Raw genomic sequence first — 25,593 nt, forward strand, 5'->3', positions numbered from 1 at the left:
GTCAGTCTGCCACCGCGCTCGACGCGCGGGGCCGATCGTGGGGGATCTCGAGACGCGGGCGGCGTCCCTCCGCGGCAGCGCGCCACAGCCACTCCACCGGTCCGAGCGCGAACCGACGCAGCCAGAGATGGGCGGACACGGCGACCACCCCCGTGATGACGACGAACGCCAGGACGGTCACCGGAACGCGCCAGGCCTGGGCGCTCTCGGCCACCCCGAGACCCCAGCCGTAGAAGAGCGCGCCCCCGAGCAGGTTCTGCAGGAGGTAGGCGCTGAGGGCTACGCGACCGACCTCCCTCCCGCGTCGGGCGAACCACCCCTCGGTCCCGCGCCGCAGGCACAGCTCCGCCACGAGCCCCAGGATGCCGAGGGCCACCACGGGCGCGACCACATAGCGCTCGAGCAGCAGACCGCCCGGCGATGCCGTCAGTGCGAGAGCCACATCGATCGGCGCGGCGACGGCACCGGCCGTCATGAGACGTCGACGCACGCGCGCGCCTGCGTCGCCGAAGACCTCGGCTCGCCACAACGCCGCGCCCGTCAGGAACATCGCGACCGAGAGGAAACCGATCAGCACCGGCTCCGCCCGGAAGACGGCGACGTTGTCGAGGCGGAAGAGCGCGAGGCCGAGGAAGGACTCCGTCGCGTACGGGCTGGGTCCGGCGGGGAGACCGGCGTCGACATCTGCGCCGGGCACGGCCGTCAGCAGCAGCACGAGCGCGGAGATGAGGGCGAGGTGGAGTGCACCGAAAGCGAGGATCATCGCGCGCTGAGCCCGCGGCCGCGTCAACAGCAGCACCGACACCACGGCGGCAGTGACGGCGTAGCCCATGAGCACGTCGAACTCCGCGATGAGCACGTAGTTCACCACGCCGTCCACGAACAGCAGGGTGGCGCGCCAGAGGTAGCGTCCGGGCCAGCGCCGCGCGCGGCGCCGCGCTGCACGGTGCTGAATGGCGAGACCGACGCCGAAGGTGAGCGAGAGCAGGGCGAGGAACTTCCCCTGCGCGAGGGCCATGAGCACCAGCTGCGTCGTCGCGGCCCCCGCGGATTCGTCCGGCAGCACCGGGTCGTCCAGCATCCCCCACAGGCCCCACGGATGCGAGAAGACCCAGATGTTCGTGGCGAGAGTGCCGATCAGGGCGATACCGCGCACGACATCGAGCGTGTCGATCCGGCGCGGACCCGTCGGGCCGGGCAATACGTTCGTATTGTTCACGGGTTCACCGTAGCCTACGACGGTGACCTCCTCCCCTCCCCCGCCCCCGCGCGCCACGCGCGCGGGTATCGCCGAGGCGGTGCTGGAGGTGCTGTCGGAACGCGGTGCCGACGCGCTGAGCGTGCGCAACGTCGCCGCCGCCGCGGGGGTGTCGGTGGGCGCCGTGCAGCACCACTTCCCCACGCGCGCCGCGCTCGTCACCGGAGCGATGGATGCTGTCACGGCCGGCTTCCGCGCTCGTCTTTCGACCGCGCTGACCGACGTCGACTCCGCCCCTCGCCGCCTGGAGGTCTTCTGCGCCGAGCTCGCCGCGCTCGGAGATGCCGGTCGTCGTGACGCCGTCGTGTGGACCGCGTTCGCGTCACGCGCCGGCACCGATCCCGACGTCCGCGAGATCCATCGGAGGGAATGGGCGCTCACGGAGGCCGGCTTACAGGCTCTGCTGGCGGCCGCTTACCCCGACGCCGGGATCGACGCGGACGACGCGGGGCTCGTCCTCGCCGTCCTCGACGGCATCGCCGTGGCGCGCGGCGCCGAGGGCGATGAACGCATGTCGCCGGATCGGGGGCGACGTCTCATCGACGCGACGCTGGCGCACTTCGCCACTCGACGCGGAGGTCGACCTGCCGTCACCCCTCCGGTGGAGGGCGCGGGTCTCACCGACGAGGGCCGCCTCGGGTGAACGGACCCGCTGCCCCGAGCGCCGTCGGGCGCGGCCGCACGACGCGTGGGGCCGACGTGAGCGCGGAGCGGGCGTCCAGCCGCGGCGCCGACCCGCGTGCCCGGAGGCGCCCGATGCCCGCGTCTCCTAAGCTCTCGCCATGACGCCCGCGGAGACGACCATCACCATCCGTCCGGCCCGCCCCGAGGATGCCGAGGGCATCGCGTTCGTGCACGCGACCTCGTGGCGCGAGACGTACGGGCGCTTCGTCGACGATCCGGAGACGAACCCGTGGTTCGCCGTCGAGCCGCGGATCGGCATGTGGCGGTCGAACCTCGCCGATGACGTCCTCTCGACGGTGGTGGCCGTCGCCGAGGAACGCATCGTCGGGTTCGCGTCCGTGCAACCGACCCCGGATGCCGACGCCGCACGACCGGAAGAGCTGACCATGATCTACGTCCTCAACGCCGCCCACGGGACGGGAGCGGGGCAGAGCCTTCTCGATGCCGTCCTGGGCGAACGACCCGCCTCGCTGTGGGTGGCCGCCGACAATCCCCGCGCCCGTGCGTTCTACCGCCGGAACGGCTTCGTCGCGGACGGGGCGCAGTCCTCGTTCGGCCCGATGAAGGAGACCGTCCGGTTGGTGCGCTGAGGCGGACGACGCGGCGCGGCGGCGCAGCACGAGCCCCGCGTCCCGGACCCGACCCGGCGCGGGCGCGCGCGGGTCGCGCCTCTCAGCCCGGGTTCGGCGCCGTCCGTCGCGCGAAGTCGACGTAGGCGGCCACGGTGTCGTCCGGCACGATCGCACGGAGCACGACCTCGTCGGCGGCGGCGGCGTAGGCGTCGAGGGCTTCGGCGAGCTCGGTGACGTCGCGGATCGTCGTGTCGATGGCATCCACCCCCATCCGCTCGAAATTCGCGGCGTAATTCGGGAACGACGCGTAGCGCGCCGTCTCGGCCTCGAGGCGCTCGCGCGCCGCGGGGACGATGGCGGTGCGCACGTAGACCGCCACGTGCGTCTCGGGCGCGATGTCATGCAGGGCGGCTGCCTGGTCGGCGGCCTCGGTCGGCGGTACCCAGTTCAGCAGCACGCCGTCGGCGCGCTCGGCGGCGAGGCGGCGCATCTTCGGGCCCAGTGCCCCGACCAGCACGCGCGGCAGACCGGCGGCGTGCAGCTCGTCGGCGGCCGCGCGCACGCGGGCGAGGGCGCCCTCACGCGCCATGCCCGAGCCGATGCCGATCGTCACGCGATCGGACGGGAGCGACAGGGATGCCGCGTCGGCGGCGATCGCGGACGCGGGGCGACGATCCACAGGCACGACGCCCGTCGCCAGCCGGAGGCGTTCGGTCACGCGCGCGGCCGCGGCGAGCGCCGCGAGGGCGTCACCGTCGGGGGTGTCGTTGACCCACAGGGTGTGGAACCCGGCCTTCTCGACCTCGGGGGCGATCTCGGCGATCGCGTCGGGACCGAGCGACCCGGCGACGCCGAGCGAGACGACGCCCCGGGTCATGACACGCCCCCGGCGTCGGGGACCGCGACCGCGACCTGACCCACCGCCGAGAAGAACGCGCGGAGGTCGACGTCGTCGGTGGGCAGCAGCACCACGTCGTCGACGCCCGCCGCCTGGAACCGGGCGACCCCCTCGGCGACCTCGGACACGGATCCCGCGAGCACCCGGTCGGCGGCGTCGGGGCGGTCGGCGAGCACGGCCGTCGCGCGATCGTGGGCGTCGGGTCCGAAAGCCGTGAGCACGTACGCCACGACATCGGCCCGACCCGCGCGGCCGGCCGCACGACGCGCGGTCTGCACAGTCTCGACGGCGGCGGCGATCTCGGCGACGGTGTGCCGGCTGTCGAGCACCACGCCGTCGGCCACCTCTCCCGCGAGGGCGAGCGTCTTCGGCCCCTCCGCCGCGGCGTAGACGAGAGGAGCGGCCGCCGGCGGCCAGTCGAGCGCGACGTCGTGGAGTGTCACGTAGCGCCCTTCGGCGTTCACCGTCTCACCCGCCAGCAGGGCGCGCAGGGCCGGGAGCTGTTCCCGCATGAGCGTCAGCGGAGACGCGGCCTTGGCGCCGACCTGGCGCATCCAGTCCTGCACGCCGTGCCCGAAGCCCGGAAGGAGCCGCTGCGGGAACATGCGCTCGATCGTGGCCACCTCCATCGCGGAGGCGGCGACGTTGCGCAGCGGGAGCGGCGCGATGCCCACGCCGACGCGGAGGTGGTCGGTCACGGCGAGGGCCGCGGCCGCAGCCGCCCAGGCGGACGAGCGGAAGCAGTCCTCCCACAGCCACAGCTCCTCGACGCCGGCATCCTCCGCCGCGCGTGCGGCGTCGCGCAACTCTTCGGGCGGGTGGGGGTACGGGCTGACGATCGTGCCGATACGACTCATGCGTCTACTCTGCCGCGAACCTCCGACATCCGGGCAGGGGTGGCGCCCGCGGACGACGCGACGCCCCCGGCGCCGAAGCACCGGGGGCGTCGAAGAAACCGCGCGTCAGGCGGCGACGGCCGACACGACGGGCATCACCACGAACGCCGAATCCGTGGCATCCACCGTCACCGTCCCGCCGTCGCTCAGGGCGCCGGAGACGAACAGGTCGGCGATGCGATCGTCGACCTCGCGCTGGATGACGCGGCGCAGCGGCCGGGCGCCGTACTCGGGCTCGTACCCGACCTCGGCGAGGCGGTCGATCGCCGCATCCGTGACCTCGAGAGTCACCTCGCGGCCCGCGAGCCGGCGCGAGGTGGCGCCCAGCAGCAGCCGCACGATCTCGCGCAGCTGCGCCTTATCGAGCTTGCGGAACAGCACGATGTCGTCGATGCGGTTGAGGAACTCCGGCCGCATCGCCTCGCGGAGCTTGCCCATCACGCGGTCGCGCAGGTCGTCGTCGGCGAAGTCGCGACCCGTGGTGGTGAAGCCGATGGCCCCCGAGCGGGATGCCAGCACTTCGGCGCCCAGGTTCGAGGTCATCACGATCACGGTGTTGCGGAAGTCGACCGTCCGCCCCTGACCGTCGGTCAGTCGACCGTCGTCGAGCACCTGCAGCAGCAGGGTGAACACGTCGGGGTGGGCCTTCTCGATCTCGTCGAACAGCACGACCGCATAGGGGTTGCGGCGCACGCGCTCGGTGAGCTGACCGGCCTCGTCGTAGCCGACGTATCCCGGAGGGGCACCGATCAGACGCGACACGGTGTGACGCTCGCCGAACTCGCTCATGTCGAAGCGGATGACGGAACCGTCGTCGTCGAAGAGGGAGCCGGCGAGCGCTTTCGCAAGCTCGGTCTTGCCGACGCCGGTGGGTCCGAGGAAGAGGAACGATCCGACGGGCCGGTTCTCGTCCCCCATGCCGGTGCGGTTGCGGCGCACGGCCTTGGCGACAGCGGCGACCGCGTCGTCCTGCCCGATGACGCGGGCGTGCAGCTCCGTCTCGAGCTCGGCGAGGCGTCCGCGCTCGGTGGCGGTGAGACGGGCGACCGGGATGCCGGTGGCCCGGCTGATGACCGCGGCGATCTCGGGTTCGTCCACCACCGCGGCGCCGCGCGGGGCGGTCGTCGCATCGTCGAGCCGGCTCTGCACGGCGGCGATCTCGTCGCGCAGGCGCGAGGCCTCCTCGTAGTGCTCGGCGGACACGGCGGCGTTCTTGTCGGCCTCGAGGGTGGCCAGCCGTTCGAGGAGCGCCGAGGTGTCGACCGAGACGCCCAGGCGCAGGCGCAGCCGGGCTCCGGCCTGATCGATCAGGTCGATCGCCTTGTCGGGCAGCACGCGGTCGGGCAGGTAGCGGTCGCTGAGTTCCACCGCGGCGCGCAGCGCGTCGTCGGTGTAGGCGACGGCGTGGTGCTGCTCGTAGGCGGCGCGCAGGCCGCGCAGGATCTCCACGGCATCCGTGATCGAGGGCTCCCCCACGCGCACGGGTTGCAGGCGCCGCTCGAGGGCGGGGTCCTTCTCGATCGTGCGGTACTCGCGCAGGGTGGTCGCCCCGATCAGGTGCACGTCGCCGCGAGCGAGCCGGGGCTTGAGGATGTTGCCGGCATCCATCGATCCGTCGCCGCTGCCGCCCGCACCGACGAGGGTGTGCACCTCGTCGATGAAGACGACGAGCTTGTCGGATGCCGAGATCTCGTCCATCGTCTGGGTGAGGCGCTCCTCGAAATCGCCGCGGTAGCGGGCACCCGCGAGCATCGCGGCCAGATCGAGCGAGACCACACGGGTGTCGCGCAGCTGCTCGGGCACCTCGTCCGCGACGATCGCACGGGCGAGTCCCTCGACGACCGCGGTCTTGCCCACGCCGGCCTCGCCGATGAGCACGGGGTTGTTCTTCGTGCGACGACTGAGGATCTCGATGGTCTGCTCGATCTCGTCGGTGCGGCCGATCACGGGGTCGAGTTCGCCCGCCGCGGCGCGCGCGGTGAGATCGGTGCCGAAGCGGTCGAGGTTCGGGGTCGTGGATGCCGCCTCGGTCGGGGCATCGCTCTGCTCCCCGCCCACGACGGTCTCGCGCACGCCCTGGGTCAGGGCTTCGGCGGTGACGCCGGCCTGCGCGAGGATCTGCCCGGCCGGGGCGTCCTGCGCGAGCACGAGAGCGAAGAAGAGGTGGTCGGGGTCGACGTAGGTCGAGCCCGCGGCGCGGGCGACCTGGAAGGCGTGGAAGAGGGCGCGCTGCACGGAACCCGCGACGACCGCTCCGTCGACGTGCGCCGGGGCGCCCGCGGCGGGCAGGCGGCTCTCGGCGGCACGCGCGATCGCGGCCGGGTCGGCGCCGAGTCGGGCCACGGCGTCCTTCGCGGGCGAGCGCCCCACGAGCACGTGCAGCACGTGCAGGGCGTCGAGTTCACGCTGCCCGCGGCCGAGGGCGAAGCGACCGGCCTCCTGGAGCGCGTCCTGCGTCCGCGCGCTCAGGAACCGGCTGAGGTCGATCGAACGCTCGGCGCGTGCCTGCTCGCCCGCGAGGTAGCGCGCGAGGAACTCGTCGAACGACTGGGCGCCGTCTTCCCCGGCGCCGGGGGTGAAGTCTTCGGGCAATTCCGTCTCCTGTGATACGTGAGTGCGGTTGGCTCAAGTCTGCAACTTGAGCACCGTCGTATCAACTTCAACGCGTCACCCGCGCGGCTATTCCCGGGTAGCCGCGATCGACGGGTCGACCTCGTCCCAGAGCTCCACCGTCTGCACGATCCAGAACACCGCGAACAGGGCCAGCGCCACCGACTCCCCCACCAGCACCACCGGGATGCCGCGCTGCTCCGCCCCCGCGAGAACCCCGACGATCAGCAGCACCAGAGTGGCCGCGATGGCCGCCGCCACCGTCGCGTACGCCACGCGCAGGCGGCTCCGCCTCACCCGCGCGGGCCGGGGGCGCCACGCGGCCAGGCCCGCCACGACGGCGATGAGCACGAAGAACGCGACGGCGGCGGCCTCGTGCGCGCGCGCGAGGAAGGCCTCGGGCGCCACCCGGGCCCAGACGCCGCCGCCGAGCACGATCGCCGTGATCACCGCGGCCGTCGTCACCACCCCGCGACTCAGCGTGCCCTGCACCCGCGCGAGCACGATCGCGACCACGACCCCCAGGAGAACCACGGATGCCACCGCCCCCGCGTTGTTCGCGACCGTCGCGCGCACCTCGGGCGGGATGCATCGCACGTCGACACCGCAGGAGACCGAGGTCGGCACGAACGCGATGACGAGGGCGAGCACGGCGGCGACGTCGAGCAGCCCCTGTTCCACACTGCGCCCCGACAGGGCGAGCAGCGCCAGCGCGATGGCGCTGAGAGCGCCCACGAAGACGGGACCGGCGGGCGTGTAGTACGCCGCACTCACCGAGGGGAGCACGCCCCTGCCGACCAGTTCGATCCCGACGCCGACGGCGAGGAACACCGTGGCCCCCACGATCGCGAGCCGTACGTACCGGTACGTGCGCTGGGTCGACGTCGTGCGGATGCGCATACCCGCATCCTGGCAGGAGCCGCCGACACGACCGGTCGCCCGGCGGGTGTCGGCGGCGTCTGGAAGACTTCCCGCATGCGCGAATTCCTCGCCGGAGCAGGTCTCCTCGCTCGTGGGCTCGGCCAATGGCGTCGCACGCCGGGCGCGATGGCGCTCGGACTCATTCCCGGGACGCTCGTGGGCCTCGTCTTCGGCGGCGCCCTCGTGGCCTGGGGTCTGGTCCTGCCCGGTCTCGTCGACGACTGGACGCCCTTCGCCGACGGCTGGGCGCCCTTCTGGGCGGGGGCGCTGCGCACCGCGATCGGGGTCGCGTCGTTCGGCGCGGCCCTACTGCTGGCCGTCGTGTCGTTCACCGCCGTCACCCTCGCCGTCGGCGAGCCGTTCTACGACCGCATCTGGCACGCCACCGAACGCAGCGCCACGGGCGAGGTCCCCGAGGCCGAGTACGGCTTCTGGCGAGCCGTCGGCGACAGCGCACTGCTCATCCTCCGCGGCATCCCGGCCGCTCTCCTCGCCTGGCTGCTGGGCCTGATCCCCTTCGTCGGCGGGGTCGCGGGGTTCGTCGCCGGCGTGCTGCTCACCGGCTGGCTCCTCGCCGACGAGCTCACCTCCCGCGCCCTCTCGGCGCGGGGCCTCGACCGGCGCGCGCGTCGCGCGATCATCCGCGCGCATCGCGCGCGCGCCCTCGGATTCGGGGTCGCCACCCAACTCTGCTTCCTCGTGCCGTTCGGCGCGGTGGCCGTCATGCCCGCGGCCGTCGCCGGCAGCACCCTCTGGGCGCACGCCGCCCTCGGGTCCGCCGCGTCGCCCCCTCAGACGAGGGAGGCCGACAGGGCCGCGACGCAACCCGCGCCGGCCGCGGACCGTTCCTCCGACGCGGCACGATAGCCTGGAGCGACCGAAGGGATCTTCATGTTCATCGTCTCGCTCATCCTGTTCGTCGGCGGCATGCTGCTGACGGGACTGTCGTTCTCGCTCGCGGCCCCCGCGCTGTTCTTCGCCCTCGGCATCCTGCTGGTCACGGCGTCCCTGGCCCTGCCCTTCCACTTCGGCACGCGGTAACTCCTCCGCTCGGCGTCCGCGTGAGCGGCGCCGAGCCGCCGGGTACCGTTGCACGGTGCCCTTCTCGTTCGACGCCCTCCGTCGCCGCCCCGATCTCGAGGGTCCCGACCTCGTCGCCGTCGACGCCGCCGATCGCCTGATCCTCGACGAGTCGGCCGTCGCCCGCGCCGACCTCCCCGTCGGCGCCCTCGTCGTCATCGGCGACACGCACGGCGCGCTCACCCTGGCCTCCGCCGACGCGGGGGCGCGCGGCATCCGCGTGCATCAGGACGAGCTGCTCGGCGAACGGGCGCTGGCCGCGAACGCTTCCGACGCCGGGCTCGACGAGGCCTTCACCTCGCTCCCGCTCGATGCCGACCTGCTGCGCGGTGCGCGCGTCGTGCTGATGCGCCTTCCCCGCTCGCTGCGGGCCCTGGCCGATGCGGCCGGGCTCATCGCCCTGCACGCGCACCCTGAGGTGCAGGTGTTCGCGGGCGGGCGCATCAAGCACATGACGCTCGCGATGAACGAGGTGCTCCGCGAGCACTTCGACCGCGTCGACGTCTCGCACGCGCGGCAGAAGTCGCGCGTGCTCCTCGCCCGCGGACCGCGCGGCGGCGCGACCCCGGTCCCCGACGAGGCGGAGGTCGACGGCATCCGGATCCGCGCCTTCGGCGGCGCCTTCGCGGGAGCCTCGATCGACATCGGCACCCGCCTGCTCCTCGCCCACCTGCCCGCCCCGCGCGGCGACGAGGCGATCGACCTCGCGTGCGGCACGGGGGTCGTGGCGGCGGCGCTGGCCGTGCGCACCCCCTCGCTGCACGTCGTCGCGTGCGATCAGTCCGCGGTCGCCGTCGCCTCGGCCCGGGCCACCGCGGCGGCCAACGGCGTCGCCGACCGCGTGCGCGTCGACCGCGACGACGTGCTGGGGGCGAGACCGGATGCCAGCAGCTCCTTCATCGCGCTCAATCCCCCGTTCCACGCGGGTGCGGCCCTCGCCGACGGTCTCGCTCCCCGCATGTTCGCCGACGCCGCGCGCGTGCTGCGGCCGGGCGGCGAGCTGTGGACCGTGTGGAACTCCGCCCTGCAGTATCGACCCGCCCTCGAGCGCCTCGTCGGCCCGACCCGCCAGGTCGCCCGCGACCGCAAGTTCACCGTGACGGTGTCGACGAAGCGGTGACCGACCGAGGGGACGCGACGGCGGGACATGCCGCGTCCCCGTCGCGCAGGCAAGCCGTCGCATCGGCACGCGCTTCGGCGTAGATTCGGGGACGCTCGACGAGGAGGGAGGACAGCACCATGCGCGTGCCCGCCGTCGCCACCACTCTCATCGTCGTCGCGGCACTGCTCTCCGGCCCCGCGCCCGCCCTGGCCGACACGCGCGCCGACCCGCTGGATGCGACGGTGTCGACACCGGCGCTCGCCGACTGCTCGAGCATCACGGCGACGGGACGCGAGTACGCCCGCCTGCACGGCATCGCCCTGTGCGGGGCCGATTCCGCTCCGGCATCCGCGCCCCTGCGCACAGAGCAGGTCGGCGGCGAGGAATGCGGGTCGGCGACGCTGGTCATGACCAGCCGCGGCGGCGGCGTCGCCACGGTCGAGTGGCGCGTCGAGTCGACGACCGGGCCGGTGCTCGGGGTCGAGCTCGATGTGTCGACCGCGGGCCGCTCGGGCGACACGATGCGCCGGTTCGTCGATGACGCCGCCAGTCAGCGCGTGCGCCGGAGCACGGTGGCGTTCCTGGGCGTGGGGCGGGCGGTGGCGACCGTCTCGGGCACCGTCACCACCTTCCTGGCGACGTGCCGCATCGCGCCCGCGAGCGTGCGCATCCACGTGCGGTGACGCCCGCGCACCACCGCCGCGCGGGCGGTCAGCCCTTGCCGCCCGGCGGACCCGCGATCAGCAGCACGACGAACACCAGCGCGACGACCACGACCAGCACGAGGCCCAGAATCGCGGGTCGGCGCAGGAAGAAGCGCAACAGGCGGTCGAGCGGGCGACGATCGCGCGGATCCGACGTCTCGTCGAGTCGCCAGGCACCCTGCAGGCGTCCCGTGCGGTGCAGCCAGATCTCCGTCGGCACGGTGGCGTACGGGATGACGGCGCTCACGACCGCGATCGCGGCCGGGCCGAAGCCCCACCGCTGATTCAACGCGACCAGCACGGCCGTGGCGCCGTAGGCGAGGAACACGAAGCCGTGGATGCCGCCGCCGATCGACACCGCGATCGGCAGGTCGGCCGTGGCCCGCAGGATGAGGCCGGCGATGAGCAACGTCCACGAGACCGCCTCGGCGATCGCGAGGGTGCGGAACAGGGTCAGGGGCGTGCGGAACACGTCTCTCCTCGATCGGTCGGGACTTCCCACCCTACGGAAGGGCTCGACGGGTCACCCGGGCACCCTTCGACGTCGAGACGTCCCGCCGCCCGTCACTCGATCGGCTGGTCGTCGCCGTCCAGGCTCGGGTCGGAACGCTCCCCCTCGGCGGCCGTGGTGGTGTCGGGCTCGGGCCCGGGTTCGATCGGGGGCTTCTCGCGGTCGGCATCCATGCCCCCACCTCACCAGATCCCCGCGCGCAGGCCACGGCCTTGACGCCGCCATCTCGGAACGGATGCCACCCACCCGGCGCGTAGGCTGGAGGGGTGGCGGAATCCCGGGGGCGCGTGTGGACCGGCGTCATCCGGGTCGGCCCCCACCGGGGCGATCATCGGGTCGCGGTGCGCGCGGTGCTCAGTGTCGGCATCCCCCTGATCGCCCTCCTGCTGCTGAACCGCCTCGACCTCGCCGTCTACGCGAGCTTCGGCGCGTTCGCCGCCCTGTACGGCCGCACCGACGCGCCGCGAGCCCGTGTGCGCATGCAGGCGACGGCGGGGGTGATCCTCGTCGGTTCGATGCTCGTGGGCACCGCCCTGTCGGCCTTGTCGACGCCCGCCCCCGTCAGCGTCGCGGTCGTCGCCGTGCTCGCCGCGATCGTGACGCTCTTCGCTTACCGCGCCCAGTGGCATCCTCCGGGCGCGCTCTTCGCGGTGTTCGCCGCGGGAGCCACCGCGAGCTTCCCGGCGACGGCGTCGACGTTCGCGACCGTCGTCGTGGTCGGCGGCGCGAGCGTGGCGTGGAGCCTGCTCGTCACGACCGTCTTCGTGCTGGCACGGCGGGGGTCGTGGGCGCGTCCGACGCGCCCCCGGCCGTCGATCGGCGCGGTGGCCGGGGAGATGACCGCGACCGTCGGAATCGCCGCACTGCTCGCCGGCATCGCGGGGGCGCTGCTGGTCGGGACGCACTGGTACTGGGCGATGGTCGGCGCCGTCGCCGCGGTCGGCGGGGCTCACGTCACCGCGCGCCTCATCCGGGGCGTCCAGCGTCTCGTGGGCACCCTGCTCGGTGTGCTGATCGCGGCGGGGCTGCTCGCCCTCCACCTCCCGCCGTGGCTCGTCATCGCCGTGGCGGTCGTGCTGCAGGCCGGGGCCGAATTGTTCGTGGGGCGCAACTACGGCATCGCGATGCTCTTCATCACCCCGCTCGCGCTGCTGATGATCTCCCTCGCCTCGCCGGCCTCCCCCGACCTGCTGTTGCGCGACCGCGTGATCGAGACGGTCATCGGCGTCGCGGTCGGCACCGCGGTGGCGATCGTCTCCGCCGGACTCCGCCGCCGCGGAACGCGGGGGTGACGACGATGGATGCCCCCTCCCCCCGCCGCCTCGGACACGACGCCGCCGAGCGCATCAGTGCGGGCTGCTACGGCGCGCTCGTCTCGGCATCCACGCTCATCGGGCTGAGCGACAGCGAGCTGAGACTCGTCGTGGCCGTGGTCGCGCTGACGAATCTCGTGTACTTCGCGACGCATGTCTTCGCGTACTCGCTCGGCGACACCTCCACCGAGCGCCCGTCGAGGATCTTCCGCCACCACCTCGCGGTGAGCGCGCCCATGGTGTCGGTGACGTTCCTGCCGCTGCTCGTGGTCGTGCTCCTCGTCGCGTTCGGTGTCGCCCTGGCGACCGCGCTGCTCTGGGGCGTCGGGGTGGCGATGGCCTACCTCGTCGTCGTCGCGACGGCCGGAGCGCGCCTGCGGGGGTACTCCCTCGTCGGCGTCGTCCTGACGGCGATCGGGGCCGCGCTGGTGTCGGCGCTGCTGATCGTGGCGAAGCTGTTGCTGCACTGACCTCGAAAGGACCCGCGCATGCCCTCCCCCTCCCTCACCGTCGTCGGTGCGATCAACGTCGACCTCACCGCGCGCGTGGACCGCGCGCCCGCCGCGGGCGAGACCGTCGCCGACGGCGTGCTGCAGCGCGGACCCGGGGGAAAGGGCGCCAACCAGGCGGTCGCCGCGGCCCGCCTCGGCGCCGCCGTGCGTCTGGTCGGCGCGGTCGGCGACGACCTCGACGGGCGCGGGATCCGCACGCAGCTCGCGGCCGAGGGCATCGACGCCTCCGGGGTGCAGACGGCGTCGGCCGCCACGGGGACGGCGCTCATCGTCGTCGATGCGACCGGCGAGAACTCGATCGTGGTGTGCCCGGGGGCGAACGCCGAGATCGACGCGACGCACCTGCGCATCGAGCCCGACAGCGCCGTGCTGCTGCAGCTCGAAGTGTCGGATGCCGTCGTGATCGCCGCCGCGCGCGCGTCGAGCTTCCTCGCCGTCAACGCCGCCCCCGCCCGCCCGCTCCCGCCCGGCGTGCTCGAGAAGTGCGACGTCGTCATCGTCAACGAGACCGAGTACGCACAGCTCCCCGAGGTGCACGACGTGCCGCTGCTGTGCGTGACGCTGGGCGCCGCGGGTGCTCGCCTGTACCGTTACGGCGAGCTCGCGGCATCCGCCCCGGGACTCGCCTCGACCGTCGTCAACACCGTCGGCGCGGGCGACGCGTTCTGCGCGGCCCTGGTCTGCGGTCTGCTGCGCGGCGACTCCGATGAGACCGCGCTCGTGCGCGCGTGCGCCGTGGGGGCCGCCGCGGTCGCCGATCCCGCCTCGCAACCCCGTCTCTCCCACCTCGACACCTACGGAGCCGACGCATGACCCGCCGCCCGATCCTCGTCGACTGCGACACCGGCATCGACGACGCGCTCGCCCTGGCGTACCTGCTGGCCGAGCCGGCGGTCGAGGTCGTCGGCGTCACGACGGTGTCGGGGAACACGGATGCCGCCCGCGCGGCCGCCAACACGCTCTCGCTGTTCGAGCTCGCGGGGGTGCACGACATCCCGGTGGCGATCGGCGCGCACGACTTCCGCGGTCGGGCCTACGCCGGAGGCGCTCCCCACGTGCACGGCGGCGACGGCGTCGGCGGCATCGCCCTGACCGCCGCCGCCCGGGCCCACGACGCGCGACCCGCGGTCGAGCTCATCGATCACCTGGCGACGCGGCATCCCGATCTCACCGTTCTCGCCCTCGGTCCGCTCACCAATCTCGCCGCCTACGCCGAGACGTCCGGAGTCGCCGCCTGCGACCACCTCGTCGTGATGGGCGGCGCCTTCGCCCACTCGGGCAACGTCACGGCGTGGGCCGAGGCGAACATCCACAACGACCCCGAGGCGGCGGCCGTCGTGTTCGCGCAGGACTGGGACACCACCCTCGTGCCGCTGGACGTCACCATGACGCAGACGCTCGACGAGGCCGACCTCGTGCGCCTCGAGGCGATCCCGGGCGCCCTGCCGCGGGCGCTGGCCGCGATGCTGCCGCTGTACCTCGACTTCTACGCCGGACGCGTCTTCCCCGATCGCCGGTGCGCCCTGCACGATCCCCTCGCCGCGATGGTCGCCGCGGGGGCGCTGCGGGGCGTGAGCGTCACCTCGGGACACGTCGATGTGCGCCTCGAGCGCGGCGAACGCGGGCGCACGGTGTCGTCGCGCGGCTCCGACACGCAGCGCTGGGTGCGCGGCATGAAGGGCTCCGCGGTCGAGGTGCTGCTCGAGCGGCTCGAGGCGCGGGAGTGGCCGGTCTGACGCTCTCGCGCCGGGCCGGCGCGCCGCTGATCGCGGGCGGGGCCGGTTCCGCGAGAAGCTGTCGATGCCGGCGGGGTCGGCTCCGCGAAAAACCGTCCGCACCGGCGCCGCCGGCTGCGCGAGGGAGCACCGGCGCCGCCGCGCGAGCGGACCGGCGCGCCGGGCCCCGCGGCCCGCTAGCGGCTGAGCGGAGCCCCGGCGCCGAACGCCGCCGCCGCGAACCGCTCCCCGATCAGGCGGTGCGTCGCCGTGTCGGGGTGCAGCCCGTCCGGGAGCGGGTGGGTGACCGCCTCGTCGGCGCCGTACAGCGACAGACCGTCGAGGTAGTGCAGCGCGGGGTCGTCGGCCCGCGCAGCCATCACCGACGCGAGCAGATCCCGGATCACCTCCAGAGTGAGCGCTCCGCGCGCGACCTCGGCGGGCGACCCGGTGGCGACGAATCGCGCCGACCCGGAGCGCAGGCTCTCCGGATCGAAGGCGCCGGGGCCGGGGGTCTTCTCGTGGATGCCGCTGAAGATCGGCGACACCACCAGCAGCGGGGTGTCGGGATGCCCCTCGCGGATCGTGTCGAGGAACCCGTGCACCGCCGGGACGAAGGCGCGCGCCCGCATCGCGTCGGCATTCACGACGTTGATGCCGAGCTTGACGCTGATGAGGTCGGCATCCCGGTCGCGGATCACCCGGGCGAGGAAGGGGTCGACCATCGCGCTGCCCCCGAAGCCGAGGTTCTGCAGCTGCACCCCCGCGGCGCGCGCCGCGATGACGGGCCAGATCTCGGTGGGAGCGGCGGCGTTCGAGCCGTGGCTGATGGAGCTGCCGTGGTGCACCCAGACCGGTCGGGCGTCGGCGATCGGGGCGAGCGGCGCGTCGGACTCGAGCGAGACGAGGTCGATCTGCTCGTTGTGGGGCAGCCAGATCTCGACGGTCTTCTCGGCCGGAGCGAGATCGCCCACCGCGACGGTGTCGGCCGCCCCGGGCCGAGGAGTCGCCGCTCCCGTCGCCAGGTCGAGCTCGAGCGCGTCGCCGTCTTCGAGAGGTCGACGCCGCACGAGCACGTCGTCGACCAGCACGTCCACCTGCCCACGGGCACGATCGAGCCCGCGGTACGACACCCGCGTGGCGTGCAGGCGCAAGGTGAGGGTGGTCGCCGTCGTCCGGAAGCGCAGATGGAGGCCGGACGGCTGACGCTCCACCATCGCGAGCTGCCCGTCGGCCTCCCGGGAGCGGTACGGCAGCGGCAGGCGATGCAGGCGCAGGCCGCGCTCGACCGGCTCGAGCTCCGCGCCGCCGCGAATCAGCTCCGGGGTCAGGGGGGTCGTGATCACTTCTCGTCCTTCGCGTTCCACTGAGCCAGGAGACCGTGGAGACGGTCGATGAGCAGGCGCCAGGAGTCGTCCGCCGGCGGCGCGCTGTGCGCGAAGCTCCCGATGTGCTCGAGGTGCAGGAAGCCGTTCAGGAACGACCCGATGAGCCGCGTCGCGTGCACGCGATCGTCCTCGGGGATGCCGTAGCCGCGCAGCACCGCTGCCGGCGCACGGCTTGATCGCGCGGCCTCCTCGGTGCGCGCGACCGCGTCGCCGGCCCGGCGCTGCAGGCTCTCCCAGCGGCCGGGGTGGGCGCGCGCGTACTCGCGGTGGGCGTCGCACAGCGCGCGGAGGGCGTCTCGCCCGGCGCGACCGGCCACCGCCTCGCTCGCACGGTCGCCCACCTCGCCGAGCGCGAGGGTCGTGATGCCGTCGCGGAGGGCCGCGAGATCGCGCACGTGGCCGTAGAGGCTCGGGGTGCGCACGTCGAGTTCACGGGCGACGGCGGAGAGGGTCACCTCGGTGAGGCCACGCGCGTCGGCGAGGTCGGCCGCGGTGCGGATGACGGATCGCGGGGTGAGCGGGGAACGTTGCATGCCGTAAGCCTATAGGTATTAGGCATTTAGCTACTAATCGTAGGTGGGAAGCGGCGAACGACGAAGGCCCCGCACGGTCGTCCGTGCGGGGCCTTCGTCGTCGGAACTCAGAAGTCCCAGTCGTCGTCTTCCGTCGCCTCGGCCTTGCCGATGACGTACGACGAGCCCGACCCCGAGAAGAAGTCGTGGTTCTCGTCGGCGTTCGGCGAGAGCGCCGACAGGATCGCCGGGTTCACGTTCGTCACCGACGCGGGGAACATCGCCTCGTAGCCGAGGTTCATCAGCGCCTTGTTGGCGTTGTAATGCAGGAACTTCTTGACGTCCTCGCTCAGTCCGACCGAGTCGTAGAGGCTCTGGGTGTAGCCCACCTCGTTGTCGTAGAGCTCGTACATCAGCGAGAACGTGTAGTCCTTGATGTCCTGACGACGGGCCTCGTCGACGGTCTCGAGTCCGCGCTGGAACTTGTAGCCGATGTAGTACCCGTGCACGGCCTCGTCGCGGATGATGAGGCGGATCAGGTCTGCCGTGTTGGTGAGCTTCGCGCGGCTCGACCAGTGCATCGGCAGGTAGAAGCCCGAGTAGAACAGGAACGACTCGAGCAGGGTCGAGGCGACTTTGCGCTTGAGCGGGTCATCGCCACGGTAGTAGTCCATGACGATGCGCGCCTTCTTCTGAAGGAACTCGTTCTCGGTCGACCAGCGGAACGCCTCGTCGATCTCCTTCGTCGAGCACAGCGTCGAGAAGATCGACGAGTAGCTCTTCGCGTGCACCGACTCCATGAACGCAATGTTCGTGTAGACGGCCTCCTCGTGCGGAGTGATCGCGTCGGGGATCAGCGAGACCGCGCCCACCGTGCCCTGAATCGTGTCGAGGAGCGTGAGCCCCGTGAAGACGCGCATCGTGAGCGTCTGCTCCTCGGGGGTGAGCGTGTTCCACGACTGGATGTCGTTCGACAGCGGCACCTTCTCGGGGAGCCAGAAGTTGTTCACCAGACGGTTCCAGACCTCGAGGTCTTTGTCGTCCTGGATGCGGTTCCAGTTGATGGCCTGCACGTGGTTCAGCAACTGCAGCTTCTCAGCCATGTCGTTCCTGTGTCCTTGATCGGTCGGTGGTCAGCGGATCAGAGCATGCACGAGACGCACTCGGTCATGTCGGTGCCCTCGAGCGCCAGCTGACGGAGGCGAATGTAGTAGATGGTCTTGATGCCCTTGCGCCAGGCGTAGATCTGGGCCTTGTTGATGTCGCGCGTCGTGACGGTGTCCTTGAAGAACAGCGTCAGCGACAGGCCCTGGTCGACGTGCTGGGTGGCTGCGGCGTACGTGTCGATGACCTTCTCGTAGCCGATCTCGTACGCGTCCTGGTAGTACTCCAGGTTCTCGTTCGTCATGAACGGGGCCGGGTAGTAGACGCGACCGAGCTTGCCTTCCTTGCGGATCTCGATCTTCGAGGCGATCGGGTGGATCGAGCTCGTCGAGTTGTTGATGTACGAGATCGATCCGGTCGGCGGCACGGCCTGCAGGTTCTGGTTGTAGATGCCGTGCTGCTGGATGGAGGCCTTCAGCTCGCGCCAGTCGTCCTGCGTGGGGATCTGCACCCCGGCGAAGAGTTCTTTCGCCTTGGCCGTCTGCGGCTCCCACGCCTGGTCGATGTACTTGTCGAAGAACTCCCCCGACGCGTAGGTGGAGTTCTCGAAGCCGTCGAAGGCCGTGCCGCGCTCGATCGCGAGGCGGTTCGAGGCGCGCAGCGCGTGGAACAGCACCGTGTAGAAGTAGATGTTCGTGAAGTCGATGCCCTCTTCGGAGCCGTAGTAGACGTGCTCGCGAGCGAGGTATCCGTGCAGGTTCATCTGGCCGAGGCCGATGGCGTGCGAGCGGTCGTTGCCGTCTTCGATCGAGCGCACCGAGGCGATGTGGCTCTGCACGCTGACCGCGGTGAGGGCACGGATCGCGGTCTCGACCGTCAGGCCGAGGTCGCCGCCGTCCATCGCGAGGGCGATGTTCATCGAGCCGAGGTTGCAGGAGATGTCCTTGCCGATGGTGTCGTACGAGAGGTCCTCGTTGTACGTGGTCGGCGTGTTGACCTGCAGGATCTCGGAGCACAGGTTCGACATGTTGATGCGGCCGGCGATGGGGTTCGCCTTGTTCACCGTGTCCTCGAACATGATGTACGGGTAGCCCGACTCGAACTGGATCTCGGCGAGGGTCTGGAAGAACTCGCGCGCGTTGATCTTCGTCTTCTTGATGCGCGGGTCGTCGACCATCTCGCGGTACTTCTCGGTGACCGAGATGTCGCCGAACGGCTTGCCGTAGACCTTCTCGACGTCGTACGGCGAGAAGAGGTACATGTCCTCGCCGTTCTTCGCGAGCTCGAACGTGACGTCGGGGATGACGACACCCAGCGACAGCGTCTTGATGCGGATCTTCTCGTCGGCGTTCTCGCGCTTGGTGTCGAGGAACCGGAGGATGTCGGGGTGGTGGGCGTTGAGGTACACCGCGCCGGCGCCCTGACGCGCACCGAGCTGGTTGGCGTAGCTGAAGCTGTCTTCGAGGAGCTTCATGACGGGGATGATGCCCGACGACTGGTTCTCGATCTGCTTGATCGGCGCACCCGCTTCGCGGATGTTCGACAGCAGCAGGGCCACGCCGCCGCCGCGCTTCGACAGCTGCAGGGCGGAGTTGATGCCGCGGGCGATCGACTCCATGTTGTCTTCGATACGGAGCAGGAAGCACGACACGAGCTCGCCGCGCTGGGCCTTGCCCGCGTTGAGGAACGTGGGGGTCGCGGGCTGGAAGCGGCCCGAGATGATCTCGTCGACGAGCTGGACCGCGAGACGCTGGTCGCCGTCGGCGAGGGCGAGGGCGGTCATGACGACGCGGTCCTCGAAGCGCTCGAGGTAGCGCTTTCCGTCGAAGGTCTTGAGCGTGTAGCTCGTGTAGTACTTGAACGCGCCGAGGAAGGTCTCGAAGCGGAACTTGGCACCGTAGGCGCGGTCGTTCAGCTCCTGGATGAACTCCATCGAGTACTTCGCGAGCACGGTCGGCTCGTAGTACTCCTTCTCGACGAGGTAGTCGAGACGTTCCTTGAGGGAGTGGAAGAACACCGTGTTCTGGTTGACGTGCTGCAGGAAGTACTCCCGCGCCGCGCGCTTGTCGGCGTCGAACTGGATCTTGCCGTCGGCGTCGTACAGATTCAGCATCGCGTTGAGGGCGTGGTAATCCAGTCCCTCGAATCGCGCTTCGGTCTTGAAGTCCACGTCGGTCAGCTCAACTTCCACCATCGTTCCAATCCCTCGGTGACCCGCTCGACATCGTCGGGGGTGCCGAAAACTTCCAGCCGGTATAGGTGCGGCACCGCGCATTTGCGCGCGATGATGTCTCCGGCGAGGCAGAAGGCGTCGCCGAAGTTCGTGTTTCCCGCGGAGATGACCCCGCGGATGTTTCGTCGGTTCCGCTCCTCGTTGAGGAACCGGATGACTTGCTTGGGGACCGCGCCCTTCTCGACGCCCCGGCCAGCTCCCCCGCCATAGGTGGGGGTGACCAGCACGAAGGGTTCGTCGATGTGGAGGGGCGGGTCGGTCGGCCGGAGCGGAATGCGCACGGCCCGCTTGCCGAGCTTCTCGATGAAACGTGCGGTGTTGCCGGACACGCTCGAGAAGTAGACGAGCAACGGGGCCTCGGTCGCCGACACGACAGCGCTCATGACGGGGGTCTGAGAGCCTGTCGCCGGATCAGGCGAGGCGCGACGCGAGCTCGTCGATCTTGTCGGGGCGGAAGCCCGACCAGTGGTCCTCATCGGTGATGACGACGGGCGCCTGCAGGTACCCGAGCGACTTGACCTGCTCGAGCGCCGACGGGTCTTCGGACAGGTCGAGCACGTTGTACTCGATGCCCTTCGAGTCGAGCGCGCGGTAGGTCGCGGTGCACTGGACGCAGGACGGCTTGGTGTAGACCGTGATCGCCATGTCGTTCTCTCTCTCCCCTGGAAAATCGTCGTCCGGGCGGGCAGGGCTCGCCGGGACCTCAATACTACATATGGGGACGGACATCGGAAGGCACCACAAGGGGTAGTAGTTACATCCGTGTGATTTTCCACCGTCTCTCCCCATGTACAACACAGGTTGTCCACGATTTCATCCACAGATAGCCCTCCCTCCCGAGCGCTGTTAACAGGCGCGATTCCGCGGTTGTCGCCGAGTCCGACGCCGTCTGTCCACAGATCGGACGCTAGACGGGGGTTCCGACATCGCACAGGCCGTGGAATTCGCCCACCGGCGTGTCGCGGCGTGTCGCCGGACCGGCCCCACCGGCCGCCGATCGAGATCCCACGGTCCGCGCGAGAGCACGGCATCCGATCCCCGAGGACGGCGTGATCTCGACACGACCGTGTGCGTCCGGGGCGCAGGGCCGGTGCTCCCCCTGCGCACGACACCCGCCGTCGACACGGATGTCCGAACCGCGCTGTAGCGTTGTGCGGTGGCCGGCTACCGCGAACTGCTTCGAACCCCTGGCGTGGGGCGCATCATCGCCGCGCAGCTGACCGCGCGCTTCCCCAACGGCATGACGAGCCTCGCCGTCCTGCTGCACATCGAGCACGTCACGGGGTCGTACGGCGCCGCGGGCCTGGTGCTGGCCGCCACGAGTATCGGGCAGGCCGTCGCGGGCCCGGTCACGAGCCGGTGGATGGGGCGCTGGGGCATGCGCCGCGTCCTCACCGTCACGCTGCTCGTGTGCGCGGCCGCCATCGCCACTCTCGCGCTCATCGAGATGCCGCTGCCCCTGTACATGACGCTCGGCCTCGTCGCGGGCCTTTCGACACCGCCGATCCAGTCGGCCGTGCGCACCATCTACCCCAAGATGGTCAATTCGAAGCAGCTCACCCCGCTGTACTCGCTCGACGCCTCGCTGCAGGAGATCATCTGGGTGCTCGCACCGGTGCTCATCACCCTCGTCGCGACCCAGGTCGGCACCGTCCCCGGGCTGTTGCTCGTCGTCGTCATCCTGCTCGGCGGCGGCGCCTGGTTCATCCTCAGCCCCGAGGTCGGCCGTGTCCGCATCCCGCGCAGCCGTCGGGGTCTGGGGCGCGTCCTGGCCAAGCCGCCCGTGATCCTCGCCACCGCGACCGGGTTCCTCCTCATCGGCGCGTGCGCCGCGGTCGAGGCGGGCGTGGTCGCGACCTTCGACCACGGCGGCCTCGAGGCCGGGCTCATCCTCGCCGTCTTCGCCGTCGGCAGCCTCGCGGGCGGACTCTCGTTCGGCCACATCCCGATCGGCCCCTGGGCCATGGCGCGCCGCCTCGCGATCGTCGCCCTGGGCCTGTCGCTCACGATCGTCTCGCTCAACGCATGGTGGCTGGGAGCGACCCTGCTGGTCGCCGGCGCCGGCATCGCCCCCGCCCTCGCGGTGATGTTCGCGATGACCTCCGCGAGCGTCCGCTTCAGCGAGACCGCCGAGGCCTACGGCTGGATCAGCACCGGGCAGCTCATCGGCGCCGCCGCCGGCTCCGCCGTCGCCGGGCTCCTCATCGACGGCATCGGCCCCACCGGGGCCTACGTCGCGGCGGCGGCTTTCGCGATCGCCGGTTTCGTCGTCGCCGCGGTCTGCGTGCGCGGCTTCCCCGACCTGCGCCACCGCGACGCCAGCCCGATCCCCGACACCGAGCCGGTCGAGACCATCACCTGACCGGATTCCGGGCGCCCGGCATCCACGGCCCCGCCGGAACCCACGGGAGCCGCTCGGGCACGGGTCCGGGTGCGGTTCGGGGTGCATTCCGCACGTCGGGGCGCGATTCCCGCGCCCGGACCGCAGGATCACGCCCCGAACCCGCTACCCGCGGCCCCGGCGGGGCCACCGCGAGCGAACGGAAGTGGGACGATCAGTGCGTGCGGCGCAGCAGCTCCAGCACGGCGAGCGCGTAGGCGTCCTCGGGAGCGGGGTGGTCGAACACGAGGGTGGAGCCGCCGATCGAGATCTCGACCTCGTAGGTGTCGGACAGCCGCCGCAGCGAGCGGAACGTCGAGCGCAGCAGCTCGCGCAGCTGCAGCTCAGACGGCAGCCACAGCGCCTCCTCGGTCGCCACGGAGTCCAGCGCCCACTCGGTCGTGCCGTTGAAGGCCAGGATGCGCCCCGTGGGGTACTCGCGCGGCTCGACCGTCATCTCGCTCACGGTGAACACGTCGGCCTCGAACTCGGGCTCGTCGAGTTGGAAACGGTCGCCGGATCGCGGATGCCACACCAGACCCGCCTCGCGCAGGGCCAGGGCCATCTCGGTCGAGATCATGGCATCCATTCTGGGGGGCGATCGGCGCACGGCGGCCGAACGGGCGCGCGCGCACGGAGCCTCGAGGCCTACGGCGCCTCGACCCCCCTGTCACCCCCGGCCGCGATGTCGGCGGTCACGAGCAGAATGGATGCCATGACCTCGTTCGATCCGGCTCGGTATCTGCCCGACGATCTGCTGGCGCGGATGCGCGAGCGGGCGGTCGTCCACGACCGCGAGAACACGTTCCCCCACGACGACCTCGACGAGCTGCGCGCGGCGGGGTATCTCGGCATCCTGGTCTCCGAGGAGCGGGGCGGCGGAGGCCTCGCCCTCGCCGAGGCGTCGGTGCTGCAGCAGCGACTCGCCGGGGCGGCGCCCGCCACGGCGCTCGCGGTGAACATGCATCTCGTGTGGACCGGGGTGGCCAAGGTGCTGCGCGACCGCGGGATCGATGATCTGTCCTTCGTCGAGGAGGGCGCCGCGGCGGGCGAGGTCTTCGCGTTCGGCATCAGCGAGGCCGGCAACGATCTCGTGCTGTTCGGCAGCGACACGACAGCCGAGCCCGACGGCGAGGGCGGTTACCGGTTCACCGGCACGAAGATCTTCACCTCCCTCTCCCCCGCGTGGGACCACCTCGGCGTCCACGGGCTCGACAGCACGTCGCCCGACGGCCCGAAGATGGTGTTCGCCTTCCTCGATCGCGATGACTCCGTCGTCAGCCGCGACGACTGGGACACCCTCGGCATGCGCGGCACCCAGAGCCGCACCACCGAGCTGCGCGGCGCGCACGCGCCCGCGCGCCGGGTGGTGCGCCGACTCGACCCGGGCCCGCAGCCCGATCCGCTGGTGTTCGGGATCTTCTCCGTGTTCGAGATCCTTCTCGCCTCGGTCTACACGGGCATCGCCCGCCGCGCCCTGGAACTCGCGGTCGAGGCGGCGACCTCGCGCCGCTCGAAGAAGACGGGCACCACCTACGCCAACGACCCCGACATCCGCTGGCGCGTGGCCGACATGGCCCTCGCGTACGAGGCGCTCCCCCCGCAGCTCGCCGCCCTCGCCCACGACGTCGACGCCCTCGCCGACCACGGCGGGCGATGGTTCTCGCTGCTCGCGGGCGTCAAGCATCGGGCCGTGACGATGGCGAAGTCCGTCGTCGACGACGCGATCCTCGTCGGCGGCGGCTCCGCTTACTCGTCCCGCAACGAGCTCAGCCGGCTCTACCGCGACGTGCTCGCCGGGATGTTCCACCCCTCCGACCCGGAGTCCGCGCACTCGACCGCGGCGACCGCGTGGCTCGGACCGGTGACCGCCTGATGGCCCGCACACCCACGGCCGCCCTCAGCCCGGCCGACCAGGAGCGTCGGCGCGCGCTGCGCGTGATGAAGGGAGTGGCCCTCGGGGCGCTGCTGGCGATGGCCCTCGTCTTCGCCGTCTCCTTCTCGCTGCAGCGCGAGGTCGAGTGGTTGCAGTACGTGCGCGCGGCGGCGGAGGGCGGCATGGTCGGCGCCCTCGCCGACTGGTTCGCCGTCACCGCTCTCTTCCGGCATCCGCTGGGACTGCCCATCCCCCACACCGCGATCATCCCGCGCCGGAAGGACGAGATCGGGCGGCAGCTCGGCGAGTTCGTCGAGACGAACTTCCTCGAGGGCGACGTCGTGCGCACGAAGCTCGAGTCGACCCCGCTGTCGGCGCGGGCCGGAGCATGGCTGGCCGATCCTGCCCACGCCGACCGCGTCGCCGCGGAGGGGGCCACGCTCGCCACCAGCGTGCTCACGGCCCTCGACGACGACGACGTGCAGGGCCTGATCGAAGACCTCGCGCGCGAGCACCTGCTCTCGCCCGACTGGGGCCCCTCGATCGGTGGGTGGTTGCAGCGCGTGGTCGGCTCCGGCGCGCACCACGGCGCCGTCGACCTGGCCCTCGACAACATCGCCGTGTGGCTCGCCAACAACCGCGACACGTTCCAGGGGCTCGTGTCGCGGCGTCTGCCCTCGTGGGTCCCGAGCATGGCCGCGCGCCTCGTCGACGACACCGTCTACCGCGAGGCCGTGCAGTTCGTCGACGCCGTGCGCGCCGACCCCCGCCACCAGGCGCGCGGCGCCATCGACGGCTACCTCGCGCGCCTCGCCGACAATCTGCAGCACGACCCCGCCACCATGGTGCGCCTCGAGGAGGCCAAGGCCGCCGTGTTCGACAGCCCCCGGGTGCGCCAGCTCGCCGCCGACGCGTGGAACACCGCCAAGGCCGGACTGCTGCGCTCCCTCGCCGACCCCGAGAGCGCCCTGCGCCGACGGGCCTCCGCCGCGTTGGCCGAGGTGGGCGAGCGACTGCAGCACGACGAGACCCTGCAACGGCGGGTCGACGGCTGGGTCACCGATGCGGCGGTCTTCGTCGTGGGTCGGTACCGGCACGACATCGCCTCGATCATCACCGACACCGTCGAGCGGTGGGATGCCGAGGAGACCACCGAGAAGATCGAGCTCATGGTGGGCCGCGACCTGCAGTACATCCGCCTGAACGGCACGATCGTGGGGGCCCTGGCCGGGGTCGTCATCTTCACCGTGGCCCACTTCATCTGGGGCTCGTGATGATCCGCGGCCGGGAGCGCACATTCGTGTCGCGTCGCACCGCCCGCCGA

Annotated in this window: 26 protein-coding genes; 13 read left to right on the plus strand and 13 right to left on the minus strand. The window is 71.6% G+C overall.

Features of this window, described 5'->3' with window-relative positions; genetic code table 11:
* Position 1 precedes the first annotated feature (1 nt).
* The gene (locus RWH45_RS09555) at positions 2–1,219 is read right to left on the minus strand and encodes a DUF418 domain-containing protein (RefSeq protein ID WP_315994680.1); all 1,218 of its coding nucleotides are present in this window, start codon (positions 1,217–1,219) and stop codon (positions 2–4) included.
* Between the two features lie 22 nt (positions 1,220–1,241).
* Here RWH45_RS09555 and RWH45_RS09560 point away from each other — a divergent pair, with 22 nt between their 5' ends.
* Both RWH45_RS09560 and RWH45_RS09565 read left to right on the plus strand, forming a co-directional pair.
* Positions 1,242–1,901, plus strand: a complete 660-nt coding sequence (locus RWH45_RS09560) for a TetR/AcrR family transcriptional regulator (protein ID WP_315994681.1) — start codon at positions 1,242–1,244, stop codon at positions 1,899–1,901.
* Between the two features lie 139 nt (positions 1,902–2,040).
* Complete coding sequence (locus RWH45_RS09565; protein ID WP_315994682.1) at positions 2,041–2,532, plus strand: GNAT family N-acetyltransferase; 492 nt, start codon at positions 2,041–2,043, stop codon at positions 2,530–2,532.
* Between the two features lie 82 nt (positions 2,533–2,614).
* Here RWH45_RS09565 and RWH45_RS09570 read toward each other — a convergent pair whose 3' ends face one another.
* The 4 genes from RWH45_RS09570 to RWH45_RS09585 form a co-directional block, all read right to left on the minus strand.
* Positions 2,615–3,391: an LLM class flavin-dependent oxidoreductase gene (locus tag RWH45_RS09570; RefSeq protein ID WP_315994683.1), complete on the minus strand. Its 777-nt coding sequence runs from the start codon at positions 3,389–3,391 to the stop codon at positions 2,615–2,617.
* Positions 3,388–4,269: an LLM class flavin-dependent oxidoreductase gene (locus tag RWH45_RS09575; protein ID WP_315994684.1), complete on the minus strand. Its 882-nt coding sequence runs from the start codon at positions 4,267–4,269 to the stop codon at positions 3,388–3,390. Before RWH45_RS09575 ends, RWH45_RS09570 begins: the two co-directional genes overlap by 4 nt.
* A gap of 105 nt (positions 4,270–4,374) precedes the next feature.
* On the minus strand, positions 4,375–6,900 hold the full coding sequence (locus RWH45_RS09580) for an ATP-dependent Clp protease ATP-binding subunit (RefSeq protein ID WP_315994685.1): 2,526 nt from the start codon (positions 6,898–6,900) through the stop codon (positions 4,375–4,377).
* 87 nt (positions 6,901–6,987) lie between these two features.
* Positions 6,988–7,818, minus strand: coding sequence for a hypothetical protein (locus tag RWH45_RS09585; RefSeq protein ID WP_315994686.1), 831 nt, complete (start codon positions 7,816–7,818; stop codon positions 6,988–6,990).
* Between the two features lie 75 nt (positions 7,819–7,893).
* On the opposite strand from RWH45_RS09585, the gene RWH45_RS09590 reads away from it, so the two are divergent.
* The 4 genes from RWH45_RS09590 to RWH45_RS09605 all read left to right on the plus strand — a co-directional run bounded on the left by RWH45_RS09590 (position 7,894) and on the right by RWH45_RS09605 (position 10,704).
* Complete coding sequence (locus RWH45_RS09590; protein WP_315994687.1) at positions 7,894–8,706, plus strand: EI24 domain-containing protein; 813 nt, start codon at positions 7,894–7,896, stop codon at positions 8,704–8,706.
* A 24-nt stretch (positions 8,707–8,730) separates the two neighbouring features.
* Complete coding sequence (locus RWH45_RS09595) at positions 8,731–8,880, plus strand: hypothetical protein (protein WP_298873232.1); 150 nt, start codon at positions 8,731–8,733, stop codon at positions 8,878–8,880.
* A gap of 55 nt (positions 8,881–8,935) precedes the next feature.
* Positions 8,936–10,039, plus strand: a complete 1,104-nt coding sequence (locus RWH45_RS09600; protein ID WP_315994688.1) for a class I SAM-dependent methyltransferase — start codon at positions 8,936–8,938, stop codon at positions 10,037–10,039.
* A 119-nt stretch (positions 10,040–10,158) separates the two neighbouring features.
* Entirely contained in the window at positions 10,159–10,704 is a 546-nt protein-coding gene (locus RWH45_RS09605) for a hypothetical protein (protein WP_315994689.1), read from the plus strand.
* A 28-nt stretch (positions 10,705–10,732) separates the two neighbouring features.
* Here the strand turns inward: RWH45_RS09605 and RWH45_RS09610 are convergent, their stop codons facing one another.
* Entirely contained in the window at positions 10,733–11,197 is a 465-nt protein-coding gene (locus tag RWH45_RS09610; protein ID WP_315994690.1) for a DUF3817 domain-containing protein, read from the minus strand.
* Between the two features lie 305 nt (positions 11,198–11,502).
* Between RWH45_RS09610 and RWH45_RS09615 the strand changes: the two genes are divergently transcribed.
* Genes RWH45_RS09615 through RWH45_RS09630 form a run of 4 tightly spaced genes read left to right on the plus strand, consistent with a single transcriptional unit; the run spans position 11,503 to position 14,797 of the window.
* Complete coding sequence (locus RWH45_RS09615; RefSeq protein ID WP_315994691.1) at positions 11,503–12,528, plus strand: FUSC family protein; 1,026 nt, start codon at positions 11,503–11,505, stop codon at positions 12,526–12,528.
* 5 nt (positions 12,529–12,533) lie between these two features.
* Positions 12,534–13,019 carry a hypothetical protein gene (locus RWH45_RS09620; RefSeq protein WP_315994692.1) on the plus strand — a complete coding sequence of 162 codons (486 nt, stop codon included), beginning with the start codon at positions 12,534–12,536 and terminating at the stop codon, positions 13,017–13,019.
* An 18-nt stretch (positions 13,020–13,037) separates the two neighbouring features.
* A complete protein-coding gene (locus tag RWH45_RS09625) occupies positions 13,038–13,874 on the plus strand; it encodes a PfkB family carbohydrate kinase (RefSeq protein ID WP_315994693.1) in 837 nt (278 codons plus the stop codon).
* Positions 13,871–14,797 (plus strand): nucleoside hydrolase, encoded by a 927-nt coding sequence (locus tag RWH45_RS09630; RefSeq protein WP_315994694.1) that lies wholly within the window; start codon positions 13,871–13,873, stop codon positions 14,795–14,797. The genes RWH45_RS09625 and RWH45_RS09630 overlap by 4 nt, the downstream gene beginning before the upstream one ends.
* A 176-nt stretch (positions 14,798–14,973) precedes the next feature.
* On the opposite strand, the gene RWH45_RS09635 is transcribed toward RWH45_RS09630, so the two are convergent.
* The 6 genes from RWH45_RS09635 to nrdH form a co-directional block, all read right to left on the minus strand.
* Positions 14,974–16,122, minus strand: a complete 1,149-nt coding sequence (locus tag RWH45_RS09635; RefSeq protein WP_315994695.1) for a GDSL-type esterase/lipase family protein — start codon at positions 16,120–16,122, stop codon at positions 14,974–14,976.
* On the minus strand, positions 16,119–16,697 hold the full coding sequence (locus RWH45_RS09640; protein ID WP_315994696.1) for a TetR/AcrR family transcriptional regulator: 579 nt from the start codon (positions 16,695–16,697) through the stop codon (positions 16,119–16,121). Before RWH45_RS09640 ends, RWH45_RS09635 begins: the two co-directional genes overlap by 4 nt.
* Before the next feature lie 107 nt (positions 16,698–16,804).
* Entirely contained in the window at positions 16,805–17,779 is a 975-nt protein-coding gene (nrdF, locus tag RWH45_RS09645; RefSeq protein ID WP_076676657.1) for a class 1b ribonucleoside-diphosphate reductase subunit beta, read from the minus strand.
* 38 nt (positions 17,780–17,817) lie between these two features.
* The gene (gene nrdE, locus RWH45_RS09650; protein ID WP_315994697.1) at positions 17,818–19,974 is read right to left on the minus strand and encodes a class 1b ribonucleoside-diphosphate reductase subunit alpha; all 2,157 of its coding nucleotides are present in this window, start codon (positions 19,972–19,974) and stop codon (positions 17,818–17,820) included.
* Positions 19,956–20,396 carry a class Ib ribonucleoside-diphosphate reductase assembly flavoprotein NrdI gene (gene nrdI, locus RWH45_RS09655; RefSeq protein ID WP_315994698.1) on the minus strand — a complete coding sequence of 147 codons (441 nt, stop codon included), beginning with the start codon at positions 20,394–20,396 and terminating at the stop codon, positions 19,956–19,958. Before nrdI ends, nrdE begins: the two co-directional genes overlap by 19 nt.
* Positions 20,397–20,424: 28 nt before the next feature.
* Positions 20,425–20,658, minus strand: coding sequence for a glutaredoxin-like protein NrdH (gene nrdH / locus RWH45_RS09660; protein ID WP_055838040.1), 234 nt, complete (start codon positions 20,656–20,658; stop codon positions 20,425–20,427).
* Positions 20,659–21,169: 511 nt separating this feature from the next.
* Between nrdH and RWH45_RS09665 the strand changes: the two genes are divergently transcribed.
* Positions 21,170–22,375: an MFS transporter gene (locus tag RWH45_RS09665; RefSeq protein ID WP_315994699.1), complete on the plus strand. Its 1,206-nt coding sequence runs from the start codon at positions 21,170–21,172 to the stop codon at positions 22,373–22,375.
* 193 nt (positions 22,376–22,568) lie between these two features.
* On the opposite strand, the gene RWH45_RS09670 is transcribed toward RWH45_RS09665, so the two are convergent.
* The gene (locus RWH45_RS09670; protein WP_315994700.1) at positions 22,569–22,973 is read right to left on the minus strand and encodes a pilus assembly protein CpaE; all 405 of its coding nucleotides are present in this window, start codon (positions 22,971–22,973) and stop codon (positions 22,569–22,571) included.
* Between the two features lie 135 nt (positions 22,974–23,108).
* On the opposite strand from RWH45_RS09670, the gene RWH45_RS09675 reads away from it, so the two are divergent.
* Positions 23,109–24,269: an acyl-CoA dehydrogenase family protein gene (locus RWH45_RS09675; RefSeq protein WP_315994701.1), complete on the plus strand. Its 1,161-nt coding sequence runs from the start codon at positions 23,109–23,111 to the stop codon at positions 24,267–24,269.
* Positions 24,269–25,543: a DUF445 domain-containing protein gene (locus tag RWH45_RS09680; protein ID WP_315994702.1), complete on the plus strand. Its 1,275-nt coding sequence runs from the start codon at positions 24,269–24,271 to the stop codon at positions 25,541–25,543. Before RWH45_RS09675 ends, RWH45_RS09680 begins: the two co-directional genes overlap by 1 nt.
* Positions 25,544–25,593 lie beyond the last annotated feature (50 nt).

This window comes from Microbacterium galbum (assembly GCF_032464915.1).
In the GTDB taxonomy this organism is placed as follows: domain Bacteria; phylum Actinomycetota; class Actinomycetes; order Actinomycetales; family Microbacteriaceae; genus Microbacterium; species Microbacterium galbum.

Bases quoted from the DNA above. Each gene is read 5' to 3' on its own strand.
- RWH45_RS09565 (WP_315994682.1), top strand. From the start codon at position 2,041: ATGACGCCCGCGGAGACGACCATCACCATCCGTCCGGCCCGCCCCGAG.
- RWH45_RS09570 (WP_315994683.1), bottom strand. From the start codon at position 3,391: ATGACCCGGGGCGTCGTCTCGCTCGGCGTCGCCGGGTCGCTCGGTCCC.
- RWH45_RS09575 (WP_315994684.1), bottom strand. From the start codon at position 4,269: ATGAGTCGTATCGGCACGATCGTCAGCCCGTACCCCCACCCGCCCGAA.
- RWH45_RS09585 (WP_315994686.1), bottom strand. From the start codon at position 7,818: ATGCGCATCCGCACGACGTCGACCCAGCGCACGTACCGGTACGTACGG.
- RWH45_RS09590 (WP_315994687.1), top strand. From the start codon at position 7,894: ATGCGCGAATTCCTCGCCGGAGCAGGTCTCCTCGCTCGTGGGCTCGGC.
- RWH45_RS09595 (WP_298873232.1), top strand. From the start codon at position 8,731: ATGTTCATCGTCTCGCTCATCCTGTTCGTCGGCGGCATGCTGCTGACG.
- RWH45_RS09605 (WP_315994689.1), top strand. From the start codon at position 10,159: ATGCGCGTGCCCGCCGTCGCCACCACTCTCATCGTCGTCGCGGCACTG.
- RWH45_RS09620 (WP_315994692.1), top strand. From the start codon at position 12,534: ATGGATGCCCCCTCCCCCCGCCGCCTCGGACACGACGCCGCCGAGCGC.
- RWH45_RS09625 (WP_315994693.1), top strand. From the start codon at position 13,038: ATGCCCTCCCCCTCCCTCACCGTCGTCGGTGCGATCAACGTCGACCTC.
- RWH45_RS09630 (WP_315994694.1), top strand. From the start codon at position 13,871: ATGACCCGCCGCCCGATCCTCGTCGACTGCGACACCGGCATCGACGAC.
- RWH45_RS09640 (WP_315994696.1), bottom strand. From the start codon at position 16,697: ATGCAACGTTCCCCGCTCACCCCGCGATCCGTCATCCGCACCGCGGCC.
- nrdF (WP_076676657.1), bottom strand. From the start codon at position 17,779: ATGGCTGAGAAGCTGCAGTTGCTGAACCACGTGCAGGCCATCAACTGG.
- nrdE (WP_315994697.1), bottom strand. From the start codon at position 19,974: ATGGTGGAAGTTGAGCTGACCGACGTGGACTTCAAGACCGAAGCGCGA.
- nrdI (WP_315994698.1), bottom strand. From the start codon at position 20,396: ATGAGCGCTGTCGTGTCGGCGACCGAGGCCCCGTTGCTCGTCTACTTC.
- nrdH (WP_055838040.1), bottom strand. From the start codon at position 20,658: ATGGCGATCACGGTCTACACCAAGCCGTCCTGCGTCCAGTGCACCGCG.
- RWH45_RS09670 (WP_315994700.1), bottom strand. From the start codon at position 22,973: ATGATCTCGACCGAGATGGCCCTGGCCCTGCGCGAGGCGGGTCTGGTG.
- RWH45_RS09675 (WP_315994701.1), top strand. From the start codon at position 23,109: ATGACCTCGTTCGATCCGGCTCGGTATCTGCCCGACGATCTGCTGGCG.
- RWH45_RS09680 (WP_315994702.1), top strand. From the start codon at position 24,269: ATGGCCCGCACACCCACGGCCGCCCTCAGCCCGGCCGACCAGGAGCGT.